Here is a 9,151-nt window from a genome sequence, read left to right as displayed (position 1 = left end):
CTGCACCGGTTCCGCTGGCACCGCCGCCGGCTGCGGCTCCCGCGGCTGCGGATAACGAATAGTTCGGCTTTGAAAACCTGCGGCCGGCCCGCTAATGCTGGGGCATGCCACTCCATCTGATCAAGCTCGCCGTCGGCTGCGACTCCGTCAAGGAATTGAAGGAGTGGGTGGCCGAACGGATGCAGACCGCCAAGAAGAAGGGTCTGCCGCAACATCACATCCACATCACCCGCATGGTGCCCAAGCGCGACGCCGAGATCCTCTCGGGCGGGTCGCTCTATTGGGTCATCAAGGGCGAGATCGCCGCGCGCGAAAAGATCATCGGCATCGAGCCGTTCCGCGACAAGGACGGCATCGGGCGCTGCCGGATCGTGATGCAGCCGAAGGTGATCCCGGTCTCGCCGCGGCCGATGCGCCCGTTCCAGGGCTGGCGCTATCTCGCCGATGATTCCGTGCCGCCGGATCTCGGCAAGTCCGCCGCGGGCACCATCGCGGCGATGCCGGAGCCGATGCGGCGCGAGCTGCGCGATCTCGGGCTGCTCTGAGCACGATCCGGAAAAGTGTGTAGCGGTTTTCCGGAAAGATCATGCTCAAACAATAACCTAAAGCGCGACGTCGTCATCGCGCTTTAGACCGCGATATTGTCGATCAGCCGGGTCGTGCCGAGCTTGCCTGCGACCAGGATCCGCAAGGGGCCGTCCTTGCGCGAGGTGATCTGTGCCAGCGTCTCGGCGTGGCGGGCCTCGAAATAGTCGAGCACGAAGCCGGCCGCCTTGATTGTCGCGGCGCCGCGCGCCATCGCCGGCGCGATGGCTTCGCCGGCGCGGATGCGCCCGGCGCTGTCCTTCATGGCGCGGTAGAGCGTGGTCGCGCTCTGCCGCTCCTGCGGGGAGAGGTAGACGTTGCGCGATGACATCGCGAGCCCGTCGCGCTCGCGCACGGTGCGGGAGCCGATCACCTTGACGCCGAGATCGAGATCCCGCGCCATCTGCGTCACCACCCGCAATTGCTGAAAGTCCTTCTCGCCGAAGACCGCGACATCCGGACGGCATTGCGTGAACAGCTTGCCGACGACGGTGGCGACGCCACCGAAAAAGTGGGGCCGGAAACGGTCCTCGAGGCCGGCCAGCGCCGGACCCTCCGGCACGATTCGAGTCGCAAAGCCCTCCGGGTACATGGCCTCGACGCCGGGGTGCCAGACGATGTCGACGTCTTCGGCAGCGAGCTTGGCGATGTCGGCCTTCCAGGTCCGGGGATAGGCGCCGAAATCCTCGGTCGGGGCGAATTGAGTCGGGTTGACGAAGATCGAGACCACGACGCGGCTGGCGCGCCGCCTGGCGAGGCGCACCAGCGACACATGCCCGTCATGGAGCGCCCCCATGGTCGGGACCAGCGCGATCGTGGCCTTTCGCTTGCGAAGATTATCGACGGCGCGTCGGAGCGCAGGGACCGTACGGGCGATCAGGGGGCTTCGTTGCATCGGGACTCGGGGGCTTGCGGATGGGTTGGGCGCGGCCTGCGGCGCAGCCGGCTAACCTTAACAAGCAGCGATCGTGGACGCCATGCATCCGGATGCGGCACAGCATCCCGCGCAAAGCTGCGGAGGCTGTCGCGACATTGTGGGCTGGATCACAGACGTGATGCGGCGACGCGATTCATGATGAAGGCTAACGCACTGTGATTTCGCTATCCTGTCACGCATTTCACTTGACCGCAGACGCGGTCAACTCGAAGATATTGCTTAGGGGTGTTGAGGATCACCATGCTTGTGCAGGCTAGCCAAGGCCAATCCGGCTCGGCGCACGTCGTTGTGCTGGGTAACGAGAAGGGCGGCTCCGGCAAATCGACCACTGCCTTGCATATCGCGGTTGCGCTCCTGAAGGCCGGTCAGCGCGTCGCCACCATCGACCTCGACTGCCGCCAGCAAAGCTTTACGCACTACATCAACAACCGCGCCGCCTGGGCTCGTCGCACCAAGCTCGACCTCGAGCTGCCGGTGCATCGCTGCATCAAGCTCGGCGAGACCATGCAGATTGCCGAGAACGAGAACTCCGAGTTCCAGCAGTTCATGGAAGCGGTCTCGGCGGTCGAGAGCAGTTTCGATTTCATCGTCATCGATACGCCCGGCACCGACAGCTACCTGATGCGACTCGCCCATTCGATGGCCGACACGCTGGTCACGCCGATCAACGACAGCTTCCTCGATTTCGACGTGCTCGGCACCGTCGATCCCGCCAACTATGCGGTCACCGGCGAGAGCCACTATGCCGAGATGGTGCGGGATACCCGCCGCAAGCGTCGCCAGCTCGACGGCTCGAGCACCGACTGGATCGTGGTGCGCAACCGCCTGTCCATGCTCGGCTCGCGCAACAAGCAGCTCGTCGCCGACGGGTTGAAGGATTTGTCGCTGCGGCTCGGCTTCCGCTATGTCGACGGCTTCGCCGAACGTGTCGTCTACCGCGAATTCTTCCCGCGTGGCCTCACCGCCCTCGACGAGATCGACGAGGCGACGCTCGGCATGCGGCCCAATCTTGGCCATCTCACTGCGCGGGAGGAGGTGACGAGCCTGCTCCGCCAGCTCAAGCTGCCGCTCGACGAGCGCGGCCGCCGCCGCGCGGCCAACCGCGCCGAGTGGTTCAGCCAGGTCGACAAGCCGCTCGAGGTTCACGACATCCTCGGCGCCTAAGTTAGCGGTATATCGCTACTTCCGGGCGACCCGATGGGCCGGTCCCCGCGGGAACTGAGCCCGCGCTCGGCCGTTTTCATTCTACATTTACTGCGAATTGAACCCAATCGAGACCGGTTGCGTCGGATGGTTACCTGCAGCCTGACGTAGTCGTACGAGGGAGGGATGCCCAAGAAACGTGTGCGGCGCACAATGAAAGGGCTGCCAGTTCACAATATTTGGCCTTCCTGTCACGTGCCTGTGACATATATTAGCGAATAGGCGACCAGGGGCCGAAGAGCTCCGGAACAACACGATTTTCAACAGGGATTCAGGCCGCAACGGCCTGAGGCTGAGGACGAAAATGAAGCGTGGAATTGCCGTTCTGGTTTCGGTCAGTGCCCTCTGCGGCATCGCCTATTTCACGGCGAGCAAGTGGGCCATCAGGCACGAGACCATCACCTTCTACGACGCTTCGCGCGACAACCGTCCGGTGCCCGTCGATATCGCGATCCGTCGCGACAAGGAAATGCAGGCCAATGCCGGCATGATCACGATGCCTGTCGCCGTGATCAACCATGGCAACACCGTCAAGAACACCGAGTACGGTTTCCTCGCCAACATTTTCGCTGCGCGCGGCTACCTCGTCGTGAGCCCGCAGCATGATTTGCCGACCGATCCTCCGATGGTGACCAAGCCCGGCGAGCTCTATGTCGGCCGGTTGCCGCAGATCCTGCGCGGCGTTGCCAACATCCATCTGGCGATGCAGGAGATGAAGAAGGTTCAGCCCAACGCCGATTACGAGAAGGTGACGATGGTCGGCCACTCCATGGGCGGCGACATCACGATGTACTTCGCCAAGCAGTATCCGGATGAGGTCAAGAAGGTCGTCACGCTCGACAATCTGCGCGTGCCGTTCGTCACCGCCGGCAAGTTCAAGATCCTGTCGTTCCGCTCCACCGATCCGCAGTTCAAGGCGGATGCGGGCGTGATCCCGAGCGACGAGGAATGCGAGAAGGCCGGTATCCAGGTCGTGAAGACGGAATTCCAGCACAACGACATGCGCGACACCGGTCCGGATGCGGCCAAGAACTCGATCCAGGGCATGCTCGACAAGTTCCTGAGCGCGACTGACAGCGAGGTGGCGCCGGTCGATACGCAGTCGTCCCCGCCCAAGATTCTCGAGCCCGGTCCGGTCGCCCTGATGGCGCCTGCCAAGAGCTGACGTATTCATCATAGTCAGAAACGGCTTCAAAGCCTCCGCCGGCGCTCGCCCGCGGAGGCTTTGCACATTGACCGGGCTGCACGCGCTAACCACATTAGCCGTTCATACAGGGCCAAGGGATGTCGGGCGAACCCATCAAACGCGGCCGCGATGCCGTCTCGCCGCAAGCAGGCGGCGCGGTGCCGCAGGCCGGGACGTCGACCTCGGACGATATCGCCGCCTTTGTCGCCAAGGCGCGTGCGCTGTCACCGCATGCTCCTGGCGCGAAAGGGCGGCTGATCTTCGCGCTGGATGCGACGATGAGCCGGCAGCCGACCTGGGACATGGCCTGTGCGCTCCAGGCCGACATGTTTCGCGAGACCGCGGCGCTCGGCAGTCTCGACATCCGGCTGGTCTACTATCGCGGCTTCAACGAGTGCCGTGCCACGGGGTGGATCTCCGACAGCACCCGGCTCGCGACGCTGATGAGCAAGATCGATTGCCGCGGCGGCGACACCCAGATCGGCAAGGTGCTGAGCGAGGCGCGGCGCGAGGCGGTCGCATCGGGCGTGAGGGCCGTGGTCTTCGTCGGCGATGCGATGGAGGAGCAGGTTGACGAGCTCTGCGCCAAGGCCGGCGAACTCGGCATGCTCAAGGTGCCCGTGTTCGTGTTTCAGGAGGGGCATGACGCGGTGGCCGAGCAGGCCTTTCGCGAGATCGCGCGCCTGACCGGCGGTGCCTGGTGCCGTTTCGATCCCGGCGCGGCGGCACAGCTGCGCGAGCTGTTGCGGGCAGCAGCGACCTATGCCGCCGGCGGCCGTGAGGCGTTGTTGAAGCTGGCGAAGAGCGCGAGCGGTGCGGCCCAGCTGATCGGCCAGATGAAGTAGCGGGTCACGCCGGCGCGGCTAGCGCTGGCGGCTTCCCGCGCGCCATGCGGGCTCGCAAGCCCCGCCAATTGATCCGTCCTCATGTCGCAGCGAAAGGACGCCATGCATTTTGACGACAGGGCGCCTATATTCCAGTCATGACCCTGATCGCCGGCGCTGTCGCCGTTATCACGCTTTATCTGCTGCTTCAGATGTTCCGCGCCGCCAATCCTGCGGTGCTGGCGCGCACCATCAAGTTCGGCGGCGGCGTGGTGGCGCTGGCGGTCGCGGCCTTCACCGGCATAAAGGGCGAACTCGCGGTGGCGATCCCGCTCGGGATATTTGGCGCCGGCCTGCTCGGCTGGACGCCGTTGGCGAATGCCGGCTTCGGCAATATCGGCGGGCTGTTCGGTGGCGGCGCGGCGCCCGCACCCGGGCAGGCCTCGCGCGTGCGCTCGCAATTCCTCGACATGCGGCTCGACCACGATTCTGGCCGGCTCGGAGGCCAGATCGTTGCCGGGCCTCACGCCGGGCACGATCTCGACGAGTTCGACCTCGCCGGCCTGCTGGCGATGGTCCCGGCGTTCGACGCCGAGAGCGTGGCCTTACTTGAAAGCTATCTGGACCGCCGGTTTCCCGCCTGGCGTCAGAACGCGCAGGGCGATGCGGCAGGGGGGCAACGCCGCGCGGCGGCGAGCGGCAAAATGACGGCGGAGGAGGCCTATCAGATCCTTGGCTTGCAGCCGGGAGCGGGGCGCGACGACATCAGCCGGGCCCACAAGTCCCTGATGAAGAAACTCCATCCCGACCAGGGGGGCTCGACGTATCTCGCTGCCCGGGTAAACGAGGCCAAGGATACTCTGCTTCGCACGCATAACGGTTAACTCCGGCACCACGCTACAAACGCCCGTACCGCGTGAGCTCCGTTTGCTCTGTCTGTCGTCGCCCCGATGCCCGCCATTGTCGGCGTGGTCGATCTCTTGAGTAAAAATTTAACCGTAAATCGTTGACGAGAGGTTGTCGCGGAACTGACTTTGGCCGGCCGCATGCCGAAAACAAAAATGCCCGCGCAAGGCGCGGGCATTTTTTTCGGAACGGTGCAGGAGATCAGTTGCGAACGGTGATGCAGGAGATGTCGGCGCGCTTCAGGGCGCGGCAGACGGCTTCGGCCTGATCCCGCTCGAGCCCGGCGAAGCGGGCGCGATAGAGCTTGCGATTGTCCTTGGCGACGACCGGCTCGGTGAACGGATCGGCCTTGCTGAGCAGGCCGCGGGCCGAGCTGCGCGCGGCGTCGATGCGCTGCTGGGCTTCGTTCTCGCTCTCGAGCGCGCCGACCTGGACGATCCAGCCACTGTGGGTGACGACCGGCTTGGTGGTGGCGCTCATCTGGATCGGCTGCGGCGCCGGGTCAGCGGACGCGAGTTTCGGAGCGACCGGGGCGGGCGCGGCGGCGGTTGCAGCCGGCAGCACGCCGAGGACGCCGTTACCGGTGCCGAAGCCGGCCGGCTGCCGCGGCAGCTCGGTGCGGGCGACTTCCGCCTTCGGTGCTTCCGGTTGGTTCTGGAACTCGGGCTTGTTGATCAGATCGGCCCGGGCGACGACGGCGCCGGAGGTTTCCGCGACGTCGGAACGGGACGCAACCGTGCTGGTAATCTGCGGCGCGACCTGAGCTGGAGCGGCGGAGGCGACCTTCACGGCGCCGGCCTTGACCTGCACCGTCTTGACCCGGACCGGCTTCATCGGTTCGGACGAGCCCGGGATGATCGACAGCGGCTGGCTGGAGATCACGCCATTGGTGAGCGGCGCGGGCTCGATCTTGGATTCAGTCGGCCGCGCTTCAGGCTTGGGTTGAGCGGGCGGCATTGCGGCGGTGGCGGCCGCAAGCGTGGACAGGCGCGAGGCGAGACGTGACGGGGCCGCTTCGGGAGCAGGGGCGGCCGCGGCCTGGACCTGCGGAGCGGTGCGGGCCGGGGCATCCGACGCATCTGCGACCTCGGCAGCGGCGTCAGAGCCGTTGCGCTCGGTGACTGCGGCGACGGTGTGCGCGGTCGCGCCCTTCTCGAGATTCTCCGCGAGCAGGTTGCGCATGATGGCGTCGCGCGAACCGCCGCTGCGGCCGCCCAGCACCACGCCGATCAGGTGGCGGTTGCCGCGGCGCATCGAGGTCACGAGGTTGAAGCCGGAGGCATGGGTGTAGCCGGTCTTGATGCCGTCCACGCCCTCGACGCTGCCGAGCAGGTGGTTATGGTTCCGGATCGACTGTCCGCGCCAGTTGAACGTCGAGGTCGCGAAATAGCGGTAGTAGCGCGGGAAGCGCTCCTGGATGGCGCGGCCGAGCGTGGCCTGATCGCGCGCGGTCGTGACCTGCTCGTCGTTGGGAAGGCCGTTGGCATTCCGGTAGACCGTCTTGGACATGCCGAGCGAACGCGCCTTGCGCGTCATCATCTGGGCGAAGTCGTCCTCGTCGCCGGCGATCGCTTCCGCGATCACCACGGCTGCGTCGTTGGCGGAGCGGGTGACGAGACCCTTGATCGCGTCCTCGACACGGATGGTCTGGCCGGCACGCAGATTCAGCTTGGTCGGATCCTGATCGGCGGCGTGCTGGGACACCGGCATCTCGGTGTCGAGCTTCATCTTGCCGGACTCGAGACGCTCGAACAGCAGATAGAGCGTCATGATCTTGGTCAGCGAGGCCGGATGGCGGATTCCGTCGGGGCTCGTTGCCTGGAGCACGGAGCCGGAATTGCCGTCGACGATGATCGACGCGAATTTCGGGCTGGAGCTCTCGGACACATCGCGCTGCACCCGGTGGTGCGCGTAATGGCGGCGGTGACGCCGCGCCTCGGCAGCATCGGTGGTGAAGATGACCGCGGTGGTGACCGTAAGAAGCCCGAAAACGCCGACCCGCGCCAAGCGCGAGGAAGACAAGTTTTTACGAAGCATGAAACCCCGTCCCCGTTTCTGACTTGATCACCGGCCCGTGAGGCGAAATTGTGCCCAATGGACCCGGGATCATGACCTGCTCAGGCTGCCCCTCCGCGGGTGTCCGCCGCGGGGGACGTTGGGCCTGAGCCGCTGTTCTGGCTAAGGTGATGTTCTCAAACGGCTTTTGGCCGCTTGCGGAAGCTGAACACGTCCAGGGAATCAAGGTAGGGGTCCGCGGTTTCCAAAAGCTTAAGGAACCCTTGCGGGAAACCCCGGGAATCTCTGCGGATTGCATCTAATTTTTGTGCGTCGCACAAGATTCTTGACTTTTTTGTGCGTTGCACTAATTGTGGGCAGAGTCAGGGAGCCGGGGCTTCCCGACGCGAGCCAGGGAAAAGGATTCCGAAATGTTCAAGGTTGAAGACTTTCAGAGCTACGGGAAAGAGCAGTTCGAGCAGTGCGTCGCCTCCGCGACCTCAGTGCAGCACGGCCTCCAGGCGATCGCCAGCGCCTATGGCGACTACACCAAGAAGTCGTTCGAAGACACCAAGTCCTTCGTCGAGAAGCTTTCCGGCGTGAAGTCGCTGGACAAGGCGATGGAAGCGCAGACCGACTTCGCCCGTTCCGCCTACGAGACCTTCGTCGCGGAATCGCAGAAGATCGCCGGCCTCTACAGCGACCTCGCCAAGCAGGCGTTCAAGCCGGTCGAGACCATCGTGTCGAAGTTCACCCCGGCCGCCAACTAATCTTTCCTGGTCATCCTGGAAGCAAGAAGCCCGGCTGAACCAGCCGGGCTTTTTTGTTTGTCGCGACGGATCCGTCTCAGCGCGCGGTCGGGTTCGCCGGCGTGACCAAGTAGAATTTGTCGTTGCTGCGCGCGCAATATGGCAGCACGCCCGAGGTCGCACTCGTCGGCGTGGTGTTCGTGGGATCAATGCTCGTGCTTGCGGTACAGGTGGCGGCGACGCTGTCCGTCGGCAGCGAGTTGGTGCCGGTGAACAGCACGTTGAAATGGGCCTGCGCCTTGGTGCTGATCTGCGACGTGGTGATGGTGCCCGACGATCGAGCGCCGCCTGCATTGAGGAGCGGGCCTGTGTTCGGCCGCTGCAAGATGCGCGAACTGTCGACCGATGCGGCGGACACAGGGCAGGGCAGGCGAAGCACGGCAATCCTCGAAACTTGCGATTTTGCCCGATTTCGCGTCACGCGATTGAACAGCAGGTACCGTAGAAGACCGGAGATGATCCCGCGCGAAACCGTCGCAGTCGCGTTAACGGCCGGGTTCCTGGTCACCATGTTCGAGACGGGCGCCGCGGAAATTTTTGTCAAACCGGTCCGGATTGATTAACCTTGGTCAGGATCGCCCGGATCGGGAATCGGGGCCGTCGCAGCCGGATCTTGCACGCTTGCGGCGAGCCGGGGGCAGGCCCATATTCCCGCAATCGATCTGGTTTGGACCGGACCGGTTGGAAGCGGCGATCCAAAAACGCG

9 protein-coding genes are annotated in these 9,151 nt (G+C 64.7%); 7 read left to right on the top strand and 2 right to left on the bottom strand.

Annotation, left to right across the window (positions count from 1 at the left end; genetic code table 11):
* Positions 1–104 precede the first annotated feature (104 nt).
* The gene (locus XI09_RS43550; RefSeq protein WP_011087921.1) at positions 105–545 is read left to right on the top strand and encodes a DUF1489 family protein; all 441 of its coding nucleotides are present in this window, start codon (positions 105–107) and stop codon (positions 543–545) included.
* Between the two features lie 83 nt (positions 546–628).
* On the opposite strand, the gene panC is transcribed toward XI09_RS43550, so the two are convergent.
* Positions 629–1,480: a pantoate--beta-alanine ligase gene (gene panC, locus XI09_RS43545; protein WP_271572438.1), complete on the bottom strand. Its 852-nt coding sequence runs from the start codon at positions 1,478–1,480 to the stop codon at positions 629–631.
* 282 nt (positions 1,481–1,762) lie between these two features.
* On the opposite strand from panC, the gene XI09_RS43540 reads away from it, so the two are divergent.
* From XI09_RS43540 to XI09_RS43525, 4 genes are all read left to right on the top strand, one after another.
* The gene (locus XI09_RS43540; protein WP_271572437.1) at positions 1,763–2,686 is read left to right on the top strand and encodes a division plane positioning ATPase MipZ; all 924 of its coding nucleotides are present in this window, start codon (positions 1,763–1,765) and stop codon (positions 2,684–2,686) included.
* Between the two features lie 343 nt (positions 2,687–3,029).
* Positions 3,030–3,890, top strand: coding sequence for an alpha/beta fold hydrolase (locus XI09_RS43535; protein ID WP_271572436.1), 861 nt, complete (start codon positions 3,030–3,032; stop codon positions 3,888–3,890).
* Positions 3,891–4,009: 119 nt separating this feature from the next.
* On the top strand, positions 4,010–4,756 hold the full coding sequence (locus tag XI09_RS43530) for a VWA domain-containing protein (protein ID WP_271572435.1): 747 nt from the start codon (positions 4,010–4,012) through the stop codon (positions 4,754–4,756).
* Positions 4,757–4,893: 137 nt separating this feature from the next.
* The gene (locus XI09_RS43525; RefSeq protein WP_271572434.1) at positions 4,894–5,619 is read left to right on the top strand and encodes a DnaJ domain-containing protein; all 726 of its coding nucleotides are present in this window, start codon (positions 4,894–4,896) and stop codon (positions 5,617–5,619) included.
* Between the two features lie 223 nt (positions 5,620–5,842).
* Here XI09_RS43525 and XI09_RS43520 read toward each other — a convergent pair whose 3' ends face one another.
* Positions 5,843–7,678 carry a D-alanyl-D-alanine carboxypeptidase gene (locus XI09_RS43520; protein ID WP_271572433.1) on the bottom strand — a complete coding sequence of 612 codons (1,836 nt, stop codon included), beginning with the start codon at positions 7,676–7,678 and terminating at the stop codon, positions 5,843–5,845.
* 389 nt (positions 7,679–8,067) lie between these two features.
* Between XI09_RS43520 and XI09_RS43515 the strand changes: the two genes are divergently transcribed.
* Both XI09_RS43515 and XI09_RS43510 read left to right on the top strand, forming a co-directional pair.
* The gene (locus tag XI09_RS43515) at positions 8,068–8,406 is read left to right on the top strand and encodes a phasin family protein (RefSeq protein WP_011087913.1); all 339 of its coding nucleotides are present in this window, start codon (positions 8,068–8,070) and stop codon (positions 8,404–8,406) included.
* Positions 8,407–8,528: 122 nt separating this feature from the next.
* A complete protein-coding gene (locus tag XI09_RS43510; protein WP_271572432.1) occupies positions 8,529–9,008 on the top strand; it encodes a hypothetical protein in 480 nt (159 codons plus the stop codon).
* The last annotated feature ends 143 nt before the right edge of the window (positions 9,009–9,151 follow it).

The sequence above is a fragment of the Bradyrhizobium sp. CCBAU 11386 genome (assembly GCF_028128955.1).
Taxonomy (GTDB): Bacteria; Pseudomonadota; Alphaproteobacteria; order Rhizobiales; family Xanthobacteraceae; genus Bradyrhizobium.
This window is presented reverse-complemented; position numbering and strand designations above follow the sequence as displayed.